General features: G+C 56.2%; 7 protein-coding genes and 1 pseudogene. 2 read left to right on the forward strand and 6 right to left on the reverse strand.

The features are described 5' to 3' along the window. Window positions 1–180 precede the first annotated feature (180 nt). The 4 genes from C2E16_RS18760 to C2E16_RS18775 all read right to left on the reverse strand — a co-directional run bounded on the left by C2E16_RS18760 (window position 181) and on the right by C2E16_RS18775 (window position 14,535). On the reverse strand, window positions 181–12,621 hold the full coding sequence (locus C2E16_RS18760; protein ID WP_104951604.1) for an Ig-like domain-containing protein: 12,441 nt from the start codon (window positions 12,619–12,621) through the stop codon (window positions 181–183). A gap of 58 nt (window positions 12,622–12,679) precedes the next feature. After that, complete coding sequence (locus C2E16_RS18765) at window positions 12,680–13,627, reverse strand: OmpA family protein (RefSeq protein WP_084970121.1); 948 nt, start codon at window positions 13,625–13,627, stop codon at window positions 12,680–12,682. A gap of 138 nt (window positions 13,628–13,765) precedes the next feature. Then, entirely contained in the window at window positions 13,766–13,912 is a 147-nt protein-coding gene (locus tag C2E16_RS21465) for a helix-turn-helix transcriptional regulator (RefSeq protein WP_084970147.1), read from the reverse strand. 233 nt (window positions 13,913–14,145) lie between these two features. After that, window positions 14,146–14,535, reverse strand: coding sequence for a hypothetical protein (locus tag C2E16_RS18775; RefSeq protein ID WP_084970122.1), 390 nt, complete (start codon window positions 14,533–14,535; stop codon window positions 14,146–14,148). 870 nt (window positions 14,536–15,405) lie between these two features. Here C2E16_RS18775 and C2E16_RS20670 point away from each other — a divergent pair. Continuing rightward, the gene (locus C2E16_RS20670) at window positions 15,406–15,675 is read left to right on the forward strand and encodes a hypothetical protein (protein ID WP_146107491.1); all 270 of its coding nucleotides are present in this window, start codon (window positions 15,406–15,408) and stop codon (window positions 15,673–15,675) included. A gap of 239 nt (window positions 15,676–15,914) precedes the next feature. Here C2E16_RS20670 and C2E16_RS21260 read toward each other — a convergent pair. Next, window positions 15,915–16,129: pseudogene (locus C2E16_RS21260) on the reverse strand (hypothetical protein); the annotation flags it as partial. 16 nt (window positions 16,130–16,145) lie between these two features. Then, on the reverse strand, window positions 16,146–17,033 hold the full coding sequence (yghX, locus tag C2E16_RS18785; protein WP_084970123.1) for a YghX family hydrolase: 888 nt from the start codon (window positions 17,031–17,033) through the stop codon (window positions 16,146–16,148). Between the two features lie 278 nt (window positions 17,034–17,311). Between yghX and C2E16_RS18790 the strand changes: the two genes are divergently transcribed. Next, window positions 17,312–18,202, forward strand: a complete 891-nt coding sequence (locus C2E16_RS18790; RefSeq protein WP_084970124.1) for a helix-turn-helix domain-containing protein — start codon at window positions 17,312–17,314, stop codon at window positions 18,200–18,202. The last annotated feature ends 183 nt before the right edge of the window (window positions 18,203–18,385 follow it).

Raw genomic sequence — 18,385 nt, forward strand, 5'->3', positions numbered from 1 at the left:
TTTGTTTTAAATGCGGGAAGAAGAAACAGGACAGCGGTAACAGATGTCCGACGATTTTTCTGTATGAACTGCGTTATTACGGACCGTTTCATAATTCCCTTACAGTGTAAAATCGCATCAGCTGCGAAAAAAGCATTACATCCCTGAGGCGGTGGCAAACGCCACCGCCTGGGTCCTGCTTTACACGACGTTCAGCCCGTGCTGAATCATCAACTTAACGGTGGCATCATCGTTATGGACATACACGTCATAGGTCACACCGTTCTCTGTTTCACTGGAAGAAGCCGTCCAGACAGATTTATTAATGCTAACCGTATCGCGTGCGCCATTGGTATTTGAGTCACCGTCGTCGCCGGTAATTTTCAGTACGTGTTCACTCTCCCCATTATCTTTTGTCATCTCCAGAATATCGCTGGCACTGATAACCAACGTCTGCGCCGCGTTATTTCCCATATGAATGGTTTCAATACCGGAAATTTTCGACGAGACGCTGCCCAGCTCGAAATTGTTATTCGAGTCCCATACCAGCGTATCGTTGCCGTCGCCGCCGTTAATGCTGCTAAAGGCGGTGCTGTTAATAAAGATGGTGTCATCACCGCCTTTGCCATCTATAGCGATCGCGCCACGTCCATCGAGCGAATCGTTGCCGTCAGTACCGTTGAGGTAGTGCTGCGCGGGCCGATAGTCGATATGGGTTACGCCGGTGCCGTCGTCAGGGAGGCCCAGGGTCTCGACCAGATCGACCAGGCGGCCTTTGATCGCCGAACCGCTACCGTCGCCGACGCCAGAATCAGTCCAGGTGACGTAGAGCTGGCCGCCTTCGGTAAAGGTGGCGTCAACTTCAGTCTGATCGCCGAAGTTAAGCTGGTTGATCTGTATCTGTTGCCCAACCTTATGGCCCGCTGCGTCAAAGTACTGCGCGTAGATGCCGTAGGTGCCCGGACCGGCATCGCCGTCGGTCGCCGAAACAAACAGCGCCACGAAGCTGCCGTCGGCGCGGCTCACTACTTTAGGCAGATGCTGATTGCCAGCCGTGTCGGTATTGATGATGAACTCATTCGACAACGCCTTACCGCTTCCGTCATAGAGACGTCCCCAGACGCTGTAGCCGCTCTGATCCGGCCCGCTGTTGTCATTGGAGTCCCAGGTGACCACAAAGTTACCGTTATCCAACGCCGATACGGTCGCAGAAGCCTGATCGCCGCTGGTCGTCTGGTTCACAATAGAGCTGGAACTCACCACATGCGTTGCAGGATCGTACATCACTACGCTGGTGTCATAGCCTGTTCCCTTCACAGCATAGGTGACCGCAATCTGACCATTGCTGAGCTGCGCAATGGAAGGCAGAGCGCTCCAGCTGTTACTGTTGCCCAGGATGCCCGTGGTTAAACCGGTTGACGCCAGAACGATTTCCCCGGTCGCCGGGGAGTTATCGGCGTCGTACTGACGGGCGAATATCTTATACTCGCCACCGACGAGGGCCTCCCAGACAACGATATAACCGCCGTCATCCAGGCTGGTCACATCTGGGTGCTGCTGGCCGGTTGCCCCTGCGCCAGAACTAATATTAAATTCGCCGCCCACCGGGGTCAGCCCATTAATATTTCCTTCCTTATCATAGGAATAGCTATATTGCTGGCCCTTAATGTAGTTAGCGCCATTCGTTCCCGGACTGGTCCAGACCACTTCGATATTGCCGTTCTCCAGCACCACCGGCGTCAACTGGTTGCCCGTTGTCGTGGAGTTCACGGTAAATTCGCTGCCCACCGGCTGCCCTTTGGCATCCAGCATCTGGCCTTTGATGGCCGTACCGGAACCGTCGCCGCTGGCAGAGACCCAAACTTCAAACAGCCCGCCCGTTGGCAGTGAGACAACCTTAGAAGCGGTTTGGTCACCTGTTGTCGTGGTATTAACCGCAAACTCAGAATAGTAGGCCGCGTCCGGGTTAATCACGATCCCTTCCACCCCGTTGCCGCTGCCATCCACATTATCGGACTGCCAGGTGACGTAGACGTTGCCGTCCGCGGTCAGCGTGGCGTCCAGGATATGCGTTGCGTCGGTCGAGTCGCCGCCGGTACCCTGATTGCCTTTGGTGGTGGTGTTGACGATAAACTCACGGCCCACCTTATGATCGTCTGCGTCATAGCGCTGAGCGTAAACCGCCGAGCCGCTGCCGTCGCCGCCGTCCGAACCCCAGATAATCAGGTAGCCGCCATCCTCCAGCGCCACGCCCACCGGCTTGTACTGCTTGCCCGCCGTGTAGCTGTTGACGATAAAGTCGCCGGTGCCAACCACCGAAACGCTGCCGGTCTCCGCGTCCACCCTGTAATGCACCGCACGGATATCCGAGCCGTTGGCTCCGCTGTCATCGGTGTCCCAGTAAACCACGAAGCTACCGTCCGCGAGGGTGATCACATCCGGGTAGTTCTGACTGGCGTCCATGGTGGTGTTCACCTGGAAGGCGTTGCCCAGCGGCTGGCCGTCCGCCCCGAAGATCTGCCCCACCACGCCGGTGGAGTTGCTGTCTGACGGGCCGCCCGCCGCGCTCCAGACCGTGATGTACATGCCCTGATGCGCCGCATCCGTAAAGGCCGCCATCTCCGGTCCGCCCGATGTGCCTACCGAAGTCCCGGTCAGCACCGCCACTTCGTCTCCCGGCTGGTTATCCGCGTCATAACGGCGCTGATAAATCACCTTGCTTTCGCTTTCCCAGGTGATGATATAGCCGCCGTCCGCCGTCGCCACGGCGCTCGGCATACGCTGACTGCCAACGGTGGTGGCGTTCACCAGAAACTCGTCGGTCATCGCCCCGCCGTCCGCGCCGTAACGCCGTGCGATGACGCCGTCCCCGCTATTATCCAGGCCGCCGCCGTAGGACTCGTAAACGATCAGGAAGCCGCCGTCCGCCAGCGCCACCACCTGTGGACTGTCCTGATTACCGCCGGTGCGCTGGTTGACCAGCTGCTCGGTGCCGATTTTATGCACCCCGTCCGCCTCGTAGAGCTGCATAAAGACATCGGAACCCGAGCCGGCGCCCTGCCAGGTCACCACGATGCGGCCGTCCGCCAGGCGCGTGGTGGAGGGGTTCAACTGATCACCTGCGGTGGTGGTGTTAACCTGCGCGCTTTCATTCAGCAGATCGTAGCTGTCCAGCGCTGAGCCGCTAATCAGGATCGGTACGCTCGTGTTGCCTGCCAGATCCGACACCGAAATATAACCGTTATCCCCTACGTTAAGCGGGTTAGGCTCGATGCTCCATGCCCCCTTATCATCGGCAATCACAGTATGCTCAACGCCTTTGGCATCGGTAACGGTAACCGTGACGCCTGGCTCGGTTTGCCCACCCAGTTTTTCCGCCGTATTGGTGGAAATTCCTACGTTCGGCGGAATGTTGTCCTCGCCGGTCTGGGTCGAGACAGTAGACGGCTGATAGTCGATAAGCGTCGGATCGTCATTCTGCGGCGTCTGTTCCTCCAGTCCCAGCGTTTCCACCAGGTCAACAATACGTCCTTTAATCGCTGAGCCGCTGCCGTCGCCCACGCCCGCATCGGTCCAGGTGACATAAAGCTGCCCGCCTTCCAGGAAGGTGACATCCACTTCCGTCTGATCGCCGTAGGTCAACTGATTGATGCGCATCTGTTGGCCCACTCTGGCGCCGCTGGCATCAAAATACTGGGCATAGATGCCATAAGTACCGGCCCCCGCATCCGCATCTGTCGCCGAGACAAATACGATGACAAAGCTGCCGTCAGGGCGACTGGCTACCTTCGCCAGATGCTGATCGCCTGCAGTCACGGTATTGATGATGAACTCATTCGATACCGCCTTGCCTTCAGCGTCGTAGATACGCCCCCAGACGCTGTAGCCATTCTGATCGGGTCCGCTCTTATCGTTCGAGTCCCAGGTGACCACAAAGTTACCGTTATCCAGCGCGCTCACGCTCGGTGACGCCTGATTGTTGGTCACCGTTTGGTTGGCGATAAACTCTGTCCCCACGGTATGTGTCGTCGGATCATAAATTTTCACCGCCGTGTCATAGCCGTTGCCTTTCTTGGTATAGGTGATGGCAACCTTGCCGTTGCTCAGCGTGGTAACCGACGGCAGGGGCTCCCAGTCAGCCCCCACGCCCAGGATGCCTGAGACGCTAAGCGAGGTTGAGGACAGTATCTGCTGGTCAGCCACCGGCGAACCGTCGGCATCATATTGACGTCCATAGATCTGCCAGACGTTATCTACAGCTGCCTGCCAGACCACCATATAACCGCCGTCGCTCAGCGGCGTGATGACCGGATGGCCCTGGCTCGATGCACCCGTACCGCTGTTGACGTTAAATTCAGCACCAGAGGTAGTAACGCCATTGATCGCTCCGTCGCTGTCATGGCTGTAAGTGAACTTCTGGCCTTTTATATAACCGCCGGACACCCAAACGACTTCAAAGCTGCCGTCGGTGAGTACCGCTACCTGCGGAACAGTTTGATCCCCGGTGGTGGTGGTATTCACGATAAACTCCCTGCCCACCGGCTGCCCTTTGGCATCCAGCATCTGGCCCATTACGCAACTACCTGAGCCGTCGCCGCTGGCGGACTGCCAGACCACCACCGATCCGCCGCCCGGCAGGGACGACACTGACGACACCGTCTGCGCCCCGGTGGTGGTGCTGTTCACCGTGAACTCAGAATAGTAGGCCGCGTCCGGGTTAATCACGATCCCTTCCACCCCGTTGCCGCTGCCATCCACATTATCGGACTGCCAGGTGACGTAGACGTTGCCGTCCGCGGTCAGCGTGGCGTCCAGGATATGCGTTGCGTCGGTCGAGTCGCCGCCGGTACCCTGGTTGCCTTTGGTGGTGGTGTTGACGATAAACTCGCGGCCCACCTTATGATCGTCTGCGTCATAGCGCTGAGCGTAAACCGCCGAGCCGCTGCCGTCGCCGCCGTCCGAACCCCAGATAATCAGGTAGCCGCCATCTTCCAGCGCCACGCCCACCGGCTTGTACTGCTTGCCCGCCGTGTAGCTGTTGACGATAAAGTCGCCGGTGCCAACCACCGAAACGCTGCCGGTCTCCGCGTCCACCCTGTAATGCACCGCACGGATATCCGAGCCGTTGGCTCCGCTGTCATCGGTGTCCCAGTAAACCACGAAGCTGCCGTCCGTGAGGGTGATCACATCCGGGTAGTTCTGACTGGCGTCCATGGTGGTGTTCACCTGGAAGGCGTTGCCCAGCGGCTGGCCGTCCGCCCCGAAGATCTGCCCCACCACGCCGGTGGAGTTGCTGTCTGACGGGCCGCCCGCCGCGCTCCAGACCGTGATGTACATGCCCTGATGCGCCGCATCCGTAAAGGCCGCCATCTCCGGTCCGCCCGATGTGCCTACCGAAGTCCCGGTCAGCACCGCCACTTCGTCTCCCGGCTGGTTATCCGCGTCATAACGGCGCTGATAAATCACCTTGCTTTCGCTTTCCCAGGTGATGATATAGCCGCCGTCCGCCGTCGCCACGGCGCTCGGCATACGCTGACTGCCAACGGTGGTGGCGTTCACCAGAAACTCGTCGGTCATTGCCCCGCCGTCCGCGCCGTAACGCCGTGCGATGACGCCGTCCCCGCTATTATCCAGGCCGCCGCCGTAGGACTCGTAAACGATCAGGAAGCCGCCGTCCGCCAGCGCCACCACCTGTGGACTGTCCTGATTACCGCCGGTGCGCTGGTTGACCAGCTGCTCGGTGCCGATTTTATGCACCCCGTCCGCCTCGTAGAGCTGCATAAAGACATCGGAACCCGAGCCGGCGCCCTGCCAGGTCACCACGATGCGGCCGTCCGCCAGGCGCGTGGTGGAGGGGTTCAACTGATCACCTGCGGTGGTGGTGTTGACCTGCTCGCTTTCATTCAGCAGATCGTAGCTGGCCAGCGCCGATCCCTGAAAACTCAGCGGATCGCCCACGTTGCCCGCCGGATCGGTGGCGTAGATCTTGCCCGACTCGCCTGCGGCAACCGGGTTCGGCGTCATGATCCAGCGGCCATTTTGATCCGCCACGGCAGTGAATTTCTCGCCGTTGGCGGTTTCAACGGTAATTAACACGCCCGGTTCTGACTGACCGCTCAGCGACTCCGTCGAGTTGCCGGAGATGCCGACGTTCGGCGCGGTAATATCCAGAACGAAATTCCAGCTGGCCGAAGGCGCGCTGACGTTGCCCGCAGCATCGGTCGCCGTCGCGGTAATGCTGTGCGTGCCTTCCGTCAGGTTGGTAGTCGGCGTATAGCTCCAGCATCCTTCAGCGTTCGCCGTTACGACGCCAAGCACGTTACTGCCGTCATACAGCGTCACTATCGCACCAGCTTCCGCCGTGCCGGTTAAGGTCGGCGCCGGATCGTCCGTGACGTTGCCCTGCACGTTAGAGGTGAACTGTACCGTGCCGACATCATCTTCCAGTGAAGTAATGACCGGCGGCGCGGGCGGCGTGCTGTCGATCGTCAACGTAATGGTCGCCTGCGCGGTATTTTGCGCCGCGTTGGTAGTTTCCGCAGTCCAGGTATGGACGCCATCGGGCACGTTTTCCAGCTGGAAGCGCCATACACCCATGGCGTCGGCCTCGACTGTGCCCAGCACTGAGCCATCTTCATCTTTAATGGTGACCGTCGCACCCGGCGTGGCGCTGCCCTGCAGCTCCGGCGAGCTGTCGTCGGTGAGGCCGTTATTCAACACCGCGCCGGTAATGCTGCCCACATCATCGTTCGCCTGATCGATAGTCAACGCCACGGCGCTGCTGTCCACCGTGAAGGTGACCGCCTCACCGCGCGTCTCGTTGCCAGCCGCATCGGTGATTTTGGTCTGATAGCTGTGTTCGCCATCCGTCAGCGTGCCCAGCGGCAGCGTCCAGTTTCCTTGCGCGTTGACCACGACGCTGCCGACCGGCGCGTCAGCGCCGTCCAGATAGACGCTGACCGTGGCGCCCGCTTCGCCGGTGCCGGTTAAGACAGGCGAGCGATCGTCGGTGACGCCGCCTGGGGAGATAGCGCCCTGCTTATCGCCTTCGTCATCCATCAGCGTGGCGACCGCCGCGTCCGGCGCGGCCGTATCGAGAACAATCGGGAAGCCGCCCGTTTCCGCCGAGGAAACGCCCGCCGCGTTGACGGCGGTCGCCGTCAGGGTGTAGCTGCCGTCGGCGCCCAACTCGCTGATGGTGATGCTCCAGCGGCCATCTTTATCCACTTTACCTTCGCCAACCTGCACACGGTTATTGCTGCTGTCGGTTGCCCAGACCTGCACCGTCATGCCGGGTCCGGCGGTGCCGTTAACCGTCAGCGTGGCGTCGTTGGTGACCTGCCCTTTTTGCAGATAACCGGTATCGTCATCTTCGCCCTGGGTAAAGTCATCTCTGATGTTTTCAATGGACGGCTGTGCTGGTGCGCTGGTCAACAAGGTGAAGTCCCAGGCTTCGTCCTCCGTGCCACTGATCTGCGGGCCAACGTTGCCCGCTGCGTCTACGGCGGCCACGGTCAGGCTATGATCGCCGCTCGCCAGCGATTTGCCCGGCGTGAAGCTCCAGGTACCGGTTTCCTGATCTACCGGCACGTTGCCGATCAGTTCACCGTGGTCATAGATATTGACGCTGGCCACCCCTTCCGCTAACGCGTCTGCGGTAATGCGTCCGGCGTAGGTAGGCTGAGCGTCATCCGTGGTGTCGCCATCGTTGATGTTGCCCTGCACCGGCCCGACATTGTCCGTCAGGGTGACAGAGTCGTTTTCAAAGGCTTCAGCGTCTGGCGCGGTGATATCGACAGTGAAATCCCAGCTGTCATCTGCGCCGCCGGTCTGCGGACCTTCGTTGCCTGCCTTATCCACCGCTGCGGCGGTAAAGGCGTGATCCCCTTCCGCCAGATCGGTTTCCGGCGTAAAGCTCCAGTTGCCATTCTCATCCACCGGCGCACTGCCGATCAGCGTACCCTTGTCGTAGATATTCACATGATCGATATCACTGGTCGCTTTACCGGAGAAGGTCGGGCGCGCATCGTCAGTGATGCCGCCGTCCGTGATCGGACCGGTCACCGCGCCCACGTCGTCGGTCAGACTCAGCGAGCCGTCGACGATGCCGGAGGTGTTGTTGTCAGGTGCAGAGGTATCGACGGTAAAATCCCAGTTCCCGTCATCGGTACCGCTGACCGGGGCACCCTCGTTGCCCGCCTTGTCCACCGCCGCTGCGGACAGAGAATGTTCGCCCTCCGCCAGATCGGTTTCCGGCGTAAAGCTCCAGTTGCCATTCTCATCCACCGGCGCGCTGCCGATCAGTTCGCCGTTGTCGTAGATATTGACGTGATCGATATCATCGGTCGCTTTACCGGAGAAGGTCGGGCGCGCATCGTCAGTGAAGCCGCCGTCCAGGATCGGGCCGGTCACCGGTCCGACGTCGTCGGTCAGGCTCAGCGAGCCGTCAACGATACCGGAGGTGCTGTTGTCCGGCGCGGTCACGTCGAGCGTAAAGTCCCAGCTCTCGTCATCGGTACCGCTGACCCTGGCGCCCTCGTTGCCTGCCTTGTCCACCGCTGCTGCGGACAAAGAATGTTCGCCTTCCGCCAGATCGGTTCCCGGCGTAAAGCTCCAGTTGCCATTCTCATCCACCGGCGCGCTGCCGATCAGCGTCCCCTTGTCGTAGATATTGACGTGATCGATATCGCTGGTCGCCTTGCCGCTGAAGGTCGGGCGCGCATCGTCGGTGACGCCGCCGTCCGGGATCGGGCCGGTCACCGGTCCGACGTCGTCGGTCAGGCTCAGTGAGTCGTCGACGATGCCGGAGGTGCTGTTGTCCGGTACGGTCACGTCGAGCGTAAAGTCCCAGCTCTCGTCATTGGTACCGCTGATCTGGGCGCCCACATTGCCCGCCCGATCAACCGCCGCCACGGTAAAGGCGTGATTGCCCTCCGTAAGATCGGTTTCCGGCGTGAAGCTCCATGCACCGCTGGTTTGATCCACCGCCGCATTGCCAATCAGCGTTCCTTTATCGTAGATATTCACGCTGACCACGCCACCGGCGAGGCCTTCCGCAGTGATGGTACCCGCGTAAGTCGGACGCGCGTCATTGGTGCTGCTGCCGTCGGTGATAACGCCGGTGACCGGCACCACATCGTCCGTCAGGCTGATGCTGCCGCCTGCGAATACCCCGGTATCCGGCGCGGTGATGTTAAGGGTAAAGTCCCAGCTCTCGTCATCGGTGCCGCTGACCGGGGCGCCCTCGTTGCCTGCCTTGTCCACCGCCGCTGCGGTCAGAGAATGTTCGCCCTCTGCCAGATCGGTTTCCGGCGTAAAGCTCCAGTTGCCATTCTCATCCACCGGCGCGCTGCCGATCAGCGTCCCCTTGTCGTAGATATTGACGTGATCGATATCGCTGGTCGCCTTGCCGCTGAAGGTCGGGCGCGCATCGTCGGTGACGCCGCTATCCGTGATCGGACCGGTCACCGCGCCCACGTCGTCGGTCAGGCTCAGCGAACCGTCAACGATACCGGAGGTGCTGTTGTCCGGCGCGGTCACGTCGAGCGTAAAGTCCCAGCTCTCGTCATCGGTGCCGCTGACCGGGGCGCCCTCGTTGCCCGCCTTGTCCACCGCTGCGGCGGTAAAGGCGTGCTCCCCTTCCGCCAGATCGGTTTCCGGCGTAAAGCTCCAGTTGCCATCCTTATCCACCGGCGCACTGCCGATCAGCGTCCCCTTGTCGTAGATATTGACGTGATCGATATCGCTGGTCGCTTTACCGGAGAAGGTCGGGCGCGCATCGTCAGTGATGCCGCCGTCCGTGATCGGACCGGTCACCGGTCCGACGTCGTCGGTCAGGCTCAGCGAGCCGCTGACGATGCCGGAGGTGTTGTTGTCAGGTGCAGAGGTATCGACGGTAAAGTCCCAGCTTCCGTCATCGGTGCCGCTGACCGGGGCGCCCTCGTTGCCTGCCTTGTCCACCGCCGCTGCGGACAGAGAATGGTCGCCTTCCGCCAGATCGGTTTCCGGCGTAAAGCTCCAGTTGCCATTCTCATCCACCGGCGCACTGCCGATCAGCGTACCCTTGTCGTAGATATTCACACGATCGATATCGTCGGTCGCTTTACCGGAGAAGGTCGGGCGCGCGTCATCGGTGATGCCGCCGTCCGTGATCGGGCCGGTCACCGGTCCGACGTCGTCGGTCAGGCTCAGCGAACCGTCAACGATACCGGAGGTGCTGTTGTCCGGCGCGGTCACGTCGAGCGTAAAGTCCCAGCTCTCGTCATTGGTGCCGCTGATCTGGGCGCCCTCGTTGCCTGCCTTGTCCACCGCCGCCACGGTAAAGGCGTGATCGCCCGCCGCCAGATCGGTTTCCGGCGTAAAGCTCCAACCGTTGTCTTGGCCCACCGACGCGCTGCCGATCAGCGTACCCCTGTCGTAGATATTGACGTGATCGATATCGCTGGTCGCTTTACCGGCATAGGTCGGACGCGCGTCGTTGGTGCTGCCGCCGTCGACGATAACGCCGGTGACCGGCGCCACATCGTCCGTCAGGCTCAGCGAGCCGCTGACGATACCGGAGGTGTTGTTGTCAGGTGCAGAGGTATCGACGGTAAAGTCCCAGCTCTCGTCATCGGTGCCGCTGACCGGGGCGCCCTCGTTGCCTGCCTTATCCACCGCCGCTGCGGACAGAGAATGTTCGCCTTCCGCCAGATCGGTTTCCGGCGTAAAGCTCCAGTTGCCATCCTTATCCACCGGCGCGCTGCCGATCAGTTCGCCGTTGTCGTAGATATTGACGTGATCGATATCGCTGGTCGCTTTACCGGAGAAGGTCGGGCGCGCATCGTCGATGTTGCCGCCGTCCGGGATCGGACCGGTCACCGGTCCGACGTCGTCAGTCAGGCTCAGCGAACCGTCAACGATGCCGGAGGTAGTGTTATCGGGTGCAGAGGTATCAACGGTAAAGTCCCAGCCAGCATCGGCGCCGCCGGTCTGCGGGCCTTCGTTGCCTGCTTTGTCCACCGCTGATGCGGACAGAGAATGGTCGCCTTCCGCCAGATCGGTTTCCGGCGTAAAGCTCCAGTTGCCATTCTCATCCACCGGCGCGCTGCCGATCAGTTCGCCATTATCATAGATATTGACGTGATCGATATCATCGGTGGCTTTGCCAGAGAAGGTCGGGCGGGTATCGTCGGTGACGCCGCCGTCCAGGATCGGGCCGGTCACCGGTCCGACGTCGTCAGTCAGGCTCAGCGAGCCGTCAACGATGCCGGAGGTGTTGTTATCGGGCGCTATGCTGTCAATGGTAAATGACCAGCCGTCATCCGCGGTGCCGCTGATGTGCGCGCCTTCTTTACCGGCCGCCTCCACCGCCGCCACGGTATAATTATGCGATGACCCTTCCGCCAGGCTTTTTGCCGGCGTAAAGCGCCAGTTGCCATCCTTATCCACCGGCGCGCTGCCAATCAGTTCGCCGTTGTCATAAATATTAACGTGATCGGTGCCCGGCGTCGCTTTACCGGAATAGGTCGGTCGGGTATCGTTCGTCACGCCGCCGTCAGCAATCACGCCGGTAACAGGCGCGACATCATCCGTCAGCGAAATAGAGCCGGAGACGATATCCGCTACCGGTCTGTTGACTATAAGCGGGGGCGAAACGTTACCGGCAGGATCTTCCGCCACAACCGTTGCAGTATTATCCCCTTTGTTAATCGGGTTGGGCTGGATGCTCCAGTCGCCGTTTTCATCCGCCGTGACGGTGGTTGTCTCGCCACTATCCTTGTCGGTAATGGTGACCTTTGCGCCCGGCTCCGCCTTACCCGCCAGCCCGTTATCATCGTTCTGCGTTATGCTCGGCGTTTCGGGTGCGGTTTCATCCCGGTAGTCGATGTTCGCGGTGCCGGTGTTGCCGCTGGAATCGGTCACCGTAACGGTGATCGCGCCGTTGGGCTGAGAAGCAGGCGCTTCGATGGCCCAGTTGCCGTCTTTATCGGTCTTCGTGGTCAGCGTGCTGCCGTCGGGTAAGGTAATAGTGACGTCGGCATTCGGGCTGGATGACGTGCCGGACAGCTCCGGGCGGCCATCTTTATCCTCGTCAGTAGGTGGATTAATGGTGACGTTCAGTTTCGGGCTGGCCGAGTGTGATCCACCATTATGATTATTCGACGCCGCCCAGGCGACGCCAGCGACGCCGGCGGTAGCCGCGCCGAGCAGTAAAAAAGGCAGCCAGGCAAAGTTATCGCCGTCCGCCACCGGGTCGGCAATCGTTGAACCTTCGCCGCCTAAAACGACCTGGCTATTCTGCCCATCCAGCATGGCTGGCGGATAATCCGCCACCTCGCCTGAGGTGGGAATATATTCATAATATTGTCCGTTTTCCGCCTGACCAATTAGATGGACGCTGTCGTTATCATAATAATCTTCGAGAATAACGTCCGGGGCGTCTGCATCTCCGCCCTCAAATGCCAGGACAAGGTTATTTCCAACGCGCTTAGTGGTCACAAGCTGCGGCGCGTGTCCGGTAGTTTCATCAATCAGTTCAATATTATATTTGCCGCGATGCGGCACCGCTATTACGACAGGAGCATCTTTTCCTGCCGCGACTTCATGAGACGAAACGATCCCTTTAGTCCCACGTAAATTTATTTTTACCATGGCAGCCATTTTTTTATCCTTGTGTAATCAAAGAAACACATTAATGTTCAGAACGCTTCCTGGGCCTTTATAAATTTTTCAGCCCATAGACTTCCACTTCGACTCTTCTGTTTGGCTGATTACAATCAGCAACTTGCTGTCGATTTAAATGACGCTGGTGGCAATCCGCCACAATAAGGTTTGATGCGCCCATTCCTTGCGCAGTAATAATATCGATGGGTAGCCCTGACTCGCTCAGCAATAATGCGACAGTCTGCGCACGCTGCTGCGACAGTAGCTGGTTTTTATCGTTATTTCCTGTAGGATCGGCATAGCCATTCACGATAATTTTATCCAGGGAGGAATAATCCTTTTGCATCTGCTCAGCCAGGCGCTGAATAGACTGCATAGCGCCGGGCAGCATGCCGCTGCGCTCATACTGGTTCAGCTTAAAAAGTGCTGAAGCATTGATGCTGTAAACGCTGCTGGGGCAGCTCTGACTATCCGCTACGCGCGAAAGCGTATGAGTCTGCACCTTCACATGCGCCAACACCTCTTTCGCCTGATCGCGATCGACCCAGCGGGCAAATATTTTCCCGTTATTATCAACGGCGACCTGATAGAAATAGAGCGTCTCTGGTTCTAACCGCGGCGTTTTTTGCGTCGAGCGGGCGAGATCGTCGCTATCGGCATCTATTTTTCCCAGCGTGACGCCCAGTTCTTTCGTTCCGGGACAAAGCGACAGGGCAATAGCCTGATGTTCCGGCAACAGACTGGCATGATAACTGCCGTTAAGAAATATATTAAGGGGCTTATTGGCCAGAGCTTCTTTGTCGCGCGCCAGGCGGAAAACAATGACGCGCGCGCGCGATTTTTCCGTAATCCACTGATTTTCTCCCGGCGGAGCATCCAATACCCATGGTGTTTTTTTCTGCGGCTCCTGTGCGTGAGCACCGGTATTCCAGGCAGCGCTGATAAATAACAGACACATCAGCCATGATAATATTTTCCTGTTCACAAGCATTCTCTTTTCCATGTTTATTATTTATGAAAATCCATCTCCAAAGCGTCTGCATCCACTTAGCGATCAATAAGCCTCTGGCTTAAGGATACACGCTGGAAACCTCTTTTTTTCTTGCAATAAAACGCTTAATACAGACCAACGATCGGCTGCTTATCCTCCTGATGCCCAGTTTATTGAACGCGCTGAGCTTAGATGTGGAAAAGGTTTTACTGAAATATTTAATTTATGTGATATCTCCTTAGGCTTTTCGCCATTAATATAGTGAGCTAAAACCGTGCTTTCTCTGTCAGAAAGTATGACGGAAAAACCTTATTGAACAGCGGCATCGTTGACGCGCTATTGCGCAGGACAAAAATCACGCGCCGCGCCAACAATTTCTTTTATCGATCATGGCATCTCACGGGTGTTATCAGACCTACCTGCCATTTAACGCGCCCTGGATAAAAGCGCGAGCATACCGATTTTAAAAAAGTTATCATTCGAAATGGCGTATGCTTTCATAGCGAAAGTGTCCATGCGACTAATTTTAATTACGCATCCTCTGTAAGAAGGTATAAAGGCCTTACCATATTTTTCTTAATTGAATAACCTTTCACCTCACTCGTTTTAATACGCATAATAAAGTCGTGAGGTACGCCTAACATGGCTAATCTGAAGCGTAAGGTCTGCATCACCTGGCAGAGCCGCTGGCTGGAAGACTTCAGTCCATGTAAATCCCATACGTGATAAAGTATTTCCTCATTCGTCACTATGCGATCGCAGGCGTTTTGCAGCAGATAGAGAAACAAACGCATCATGGTGTCCCGCAGAATAAAAAAATTCTGTGGCCTGCCAAAGGGATCATATTTTGCTACTTTCCTGTAAGCGATATCGAGTTGAATATTCTCTCCGATATAGTATCCAACGAGTTCTTTTTCCATAAAAGAATTGCTCCATTATTGGGATAGCTAAACAATCCGAATATCTCATACCGCGATATGTCGTCCTTACATGATATTTTTTATTCCAAAAAAAGAAAGACACTTTAAAAAATTGAAATCACTCAAAATATTTATCGTATCAAAAATGTAAAATCAGAGTTTACTGCTAGTTGAGAACCAAAATGGCAACAAAAATTAACATTTAAATAACATTTTTTAAAGAGTAGTTATCTAACGGACCAAAAAAAAACATAAAAACAAAGTATCGAATTTTTCACAATAATGGCATAACCTTTCAACTGAGACTCAGTCCCCCGCCTCACTACCCACTATTAGTCAACGCCTCATCTTCGTCAACTCTATATATATTATTTTATTTATATAAGACAAAAAAAATCACTCACAGGAAAATAAGAAAATAAAACGATAAATTTCATTAACTTACATAATACTTAAACACTCAATTAAGATTTCAAGAACGAAAGTCAATTGTTACATTAGAAATAAAGGGGCCTGTAAGAAGGCTCAAAATCAGGGTTATGCTGGTTAAAGTGAATACTGTCGCAGTCTAAGGCCAACAGCCGGGCGGGCGGCTGCTGTCAAAGCCATAATAGCTATCCGCCACTATAAAGCTTATTTATTGTGCACTTTTTAATAGTTTCACCGAACGCTTTCGTAAATTTACGACGATGTTTTTTATGCAAAAATGTAATTTTTAACAAAAATTCCAATTTCATCCATATAATAATTCACACATTCGGCACAGCAGACCCGGCTATATCATCATGTTGCCCTTGCAGCTTTTGGCTGCTCTATGCTGCTTCTGGAAAAACGGGATATCGTGACGCATAAAGCGTTTTATAGCTACGTTTGAAGACAACTGGCAGAGGAGATAACGTCTGGAATGTTTATCAGAACCTTTCCTTACGGCGCAAAGCGCTACGGACTATCTCACAAGATGGTCATAGCAGGATTATTACCGTCACCCGCAAAGGATTAAAAATTTCATCAGCGCCAGAGCTTGGTGTCAGTATAAATGAAGAATACCGCTTAATGGTGAATATGAAAAATTCACTGCCTCCCTGCGCCAGCGTCGCTCTTCCAGGAAAAGAGCAGACCCATGCGCTTTCGCTTAAATAGCCCGCTCTTCGTTATTATAATGGTAATTTGCACTGTTCTGCGGCTCTTCCTTTTTGATTGATTGCTCCTCAGAGAGGCGAAAGTTATCGAAGAGAATTTTTTTCAAGAGGTGGAACTGTGCAATATCTATATTAATAAAAAGGCCCACCCCAGATGTTCATGATAAATTCGTCCTTCTAACGGCGCGCAAGGGTAAGCGTCCGCCCTATATACATAACTGCTTACAGAATACGACGACGTCAACAGAGGAGAAATACAGGCGTCGGCAAATGCAGCATGACTTTAATAGCGTCATTTTGCTGCGCGCGTTCGAAAGCCTTTGCCGCTTCGCTGACCGGAAAAAAATATCAGTAACCAGATCGCGGGTGTCGAAACGGTCATCGGCCAGCCACGGAATCACCACATAGAAATCTTCCGGAATATAGATAGCGACATTCAGCAGATCGCGTTCAAAAATCCTGCCCGCCCGCTTAAGCCAGATAGCGATGGAACCAGGCAATAGTGCGATCCCACGCCAGCTCCGCCGCCTTACGATCATAGCGCGGCGTGGAATCGTTGTGAAAACCGTGATTCACGCCGGGATAGATCCAGGCTTCATAATGCTTGCCCGCCGCCTTTAGCGCCGCTTCATATTCCGGCCAGCCTTCATTGATGCGCGTATCCAGCTCCGCATAGTGCAACAGCAGCGGCGCCTGAATGCGCTCCACCTCTTTCGCTGGCGGCTGACGACCGTAAAACGGCACCGCAGCCGCCAGTTCGGGATAAGCGACCGCCGCCGCATTCGCCACGCCGCCGCCGTAGCAGAAACCGGTAATGCCGACCTTGCCGGTAGAGTGCGGATGCTGCATCAAAAACGCGATCGCGGCGAAAAAGTCATTCATCAGTTTGGTCTGATCGACCTGCTGTTGCAGCTCGCGTCCCTTATCATCATTGCCTGGGTAGCCGCCGACTGAGCTGAGCCCATCCGGCGCCAGCGCGATAAAGCCCGCTTTCGCCACGCGGCGCGCCACATCTTCGATATAGGGATTCAGCCCGCGATTTTCATGCACCACTACCACCGCCGGCATTTTCTCCCGGCTCGCCGTCGGACGCACAAAATACCCGCGCACCGACTGATGGCCGTTCGGCGACGGATAACGCAGGTATTCGGCATGGATATCAGGATCGGTAAACGCCACCTGCTCCGCTAAGGCATAGTTGGGGCTGAGCAGGGAAAGCAGGCTGGCCGCCGTCAGGCCGCCAATGGCATATTTCGCCGCCTGCGAAAGAAATTCGCGTTTGCTCAACATGCCGTGAGCGTAATAATCGTAAAGCTCCAGCAGCTCTTGCGGAAAGTCTTCTGCGGTCAAATGTGCCATATCTCGCTCCTTCTGTCGGGGTTGCTCACAATGTAAACAGCGCCCCGCCAAAAAAGAAGCATTATCTTGGGCGCTGCCTGTCTCTCCGTTACCAACGAGCCGCGCCCGTATCGCTCACGTTTATTACATACCTTTAACAAAAAGGGTATTTATCACGGCCTTTTCATCACACTTATTTACAGTGAGTGCCATTTTGTTACGGCGAATTTTGCTAAATTAGTCACCCTAAAAATTGTATCCATTAAAATTATAACTATCGTTACTGTCTGGGTGGAGAAATGGGCGAAACGCAGAAAACGCAGTACATTCAGGATCTCATCGCGTGGATTGAAGACAATCTTACAGAGGAGCTGAATATCGATACCATCGCGCAAAAATCAGGCTATTCAAAATGGCATATGCAGCGGCTGTTTAAGGAGATGACCGGCCAGACCGTCGCCGCCTACGCCCGAAAACGCCGCCTGACCAAATCCGCCATGGCGCTGCGTCTGACACGCCTGTCGCTAATCGATATCGCCGTGCGCTACGGTTTTGACACGCAGCAGAATTTCACCCGCGCGTTTCGCAAACATTTTTCTTTAACGCCGCATGCCTGGCGTTACGCCAGCGAGCTGAATACCGCGGCGTTTCATAGCCGCTTCGACCCGTCGCGTCATCATCACAGCGAGCCGGAACTGTTAACGTTGCCGGATCGCGTTGTTTATGGCGAACGACAGACCTGGCCCTGTTTATATGGTGAGTTCGTTGAGGATAAGCAGGAAATCCTGACGCAATATTTGACCGAGTTTGTGCGGGAAAATAAGGGCAGCCGGGCGCAGGGATTTATTACACTGGAATTCGCTCCCTGCGCGGAACGCAAAGAGTACCATCTGGTGACCTTAATGCGCGGTCTGGAGCAGCGCGAGGGAGAATATTCCTTACAGGCGCAGCGCGACATTTTACCGGGCGGTTTATGGCTAAAGCTGCCTTTTCAAGGCCACCCACGTCATTTCAGCGCCTTTATTAGTGAAGTTTATTATCACCACCTGGCGCAGCCGGGTTTGGCGCGTCGTCCGGGCGCCGAGCTACAGACGTTCGATCTCGCCCGCTGCCGTCCCGACTGGCTGGAGGGCCATTTTTATATTCCGGTCAGCTTCCATCTGCCAGCTGGCGTTCCACTCGCCTCGTGAACAATAACGCATTTTCTTTGCCGCCGCGCTTTATTCCGGCGCGGCCTGTCGCTGTGCGGTTAATCGTTGTCCGATGGTGAAAAATAAGGCGGTTTTTCCGCCATAAGACGATTCTTAGGGTTATTTTTTGCCCACAAATCAGCCACAGCTGCTATATAAAAAGCAATGAATAATGTTTCCTGC

The organism is Mixta calida, from assembly GCF_002953215.1.
GTDB lineage: Bacteria > Pseudomonadota > Gammaproteobacteria > Enterobacterales > Enterobacteriaceae > Mixta > Mixta calida.